A 1504-nucleotide genomic window follows, 5' to 3' on the forward strand; every position below is an offset into this window, starting at 1 on the left:
CATTCCAAATCTCCGCAGCTGCACCGTCACTGGCTGAACACCTATGGCATTTCCGGTTACTATGTGCCGATGCCTGTGGAACCTGATGATCTGGCCGAAACCGTCCGGTTGATGCCTAAAATGGGGTTTGTAGGTGCTAATGTCACCATTCCGCACAAAGAAAAGGTGATGGAGATTGCAGATAAGGTCACTGACCGGGCTAAACTGATCGGCGCTGCCAACACGCTGATCTTTCGCAGGGATGGAACGATCCTGGCGGATAATACTGATGGTTACGGCTTTATCACCAACCTGCATCAGGGAGCACCGGACTGGGATCCGCAATCAGGCCCAGCAGTTCTGCTGGGCGCTGGCGGTGCCTGCCGCGCTGTAGTTGCTTCACTGCTGGAAGCCGGAGTGCCGGAGATCCTGCTGACCAACCGTACCCGCGACCGGGCTGACGACAGGCATACGGACTTTGGCAACCGGGTCCGGGTGGTCGAATGGGTTCAGGCCGGCAATGTCATCGAGGAGGGTGCGCTGATTGTGAACACCACCTCCTTGGGAATGGTCGGCAAACCGCGTCTGCGGGTACCGCTGGATGGTTTGCAGCGCAATGCAGTTGTGACTGACCTGATCTATGCGCCGTTGAAAACAGACCTGCTGCAGACGGCTGAGGATGCTGGCTGCACTGTGGTTGATGGGCTGGGCATGCTATTGCATCAGGCGGTGCCAGGGTTCGAACGCTGGTTCGGAAACCGCCCCGAAGTGGATGCCGCAACGCGCGCGGCGGCTCTCAGATGAGTTTCAGCCTCGGCCTTACCGGCTCCATCGGAATGGGCAAAAGCACCACTGCCAAGCTGTTTGCCGCCCAGGGCTGTGCGGTCTGGGACGCGGATGCGGCTGTTCACCGGCTTTATGGCCGGGGAGGCGCAGCTGTTGCTGCCATGCAGGCGGCGTTCCCCGGGGCAGTCGAAGGCGGCGAAGTCAGCCGCGCAGCGCTGAAACGTATCATCGGTGAAAACCCTGATGCACTGAAGCATATCGAAGCTATCGTGCATCCGCTTGTCGCACGAGACCGGGCAGAGTTCCGGGAAGAAGCGCAAAGCGATATCCTGGTTTTTGACATTCCTCTGCTGTTTGAAACGGGCAATGATGCCGAAATGGACGCAGTGGCTTGCGTGTTCGTGGATGCAGAAACTCAGAAGGAGCGGGTTCATGCCCGCGGCACGATGACGGCTGAGCAATTCAAGCATATCCTTCAGAAGCAGCTGCCGATTGAGGAAAAACGCGCCCGTGCCGATTACGTGATCGAAACAGACACGCTGGAACACGCCAAGACGCAGGTGGCAGTAATCCTCGCAGACATCAGAAATAGGCTTAGCCATGCGTGAAATCGTTCTTGATACCGAGACCACCGGGTTTGATCCGTTTTCCGGCGATCGGATTGTCGAAATCGGAGCGGTGGAGCTTTTCAATCATATGCCCACCGGCAAGACGTACCACGAGTATATCAACCCGGAAC

Annotated in this window: 3 protein-coding genes; all 3 read left to right on the plus strand. The window is 57.6% G+C overall.

The features are described from left to right. Positions 1–783 (plus strand): shikimate dehydrogenase (locus A2I95_RS37190; RefSeq protein WP_291737487.1); only part of this gene is annotated, 783 nt, incomplete at its 5' end. After that, positions 780–1373 (plus strand): dephospho-CoA kinase, encoded by a 594-nt coding sequence (coaE, locus tag A2I95_RS37195; RefSeq protein ID WP_027256974.1) that lies wholly within the window; start codon positions 780–782, stop codon positions 1371–1373. The genes A2I95_RS37190 and coaE, both read left to right, overlap by 4 nt. Further along, on the plus strand, positions 1366–1504 hold a 139-nt coding region (locus A2I95_RS37200; protein WP_291737488.1), incomplete at its 3' end, for an exonuclease domain-containing protein. The genes coaE and A2I95_RS37200, both read left to right, overlap by 8 nt.

Source organism: Leisingera sp. F5, assembly GCF_001593695.1.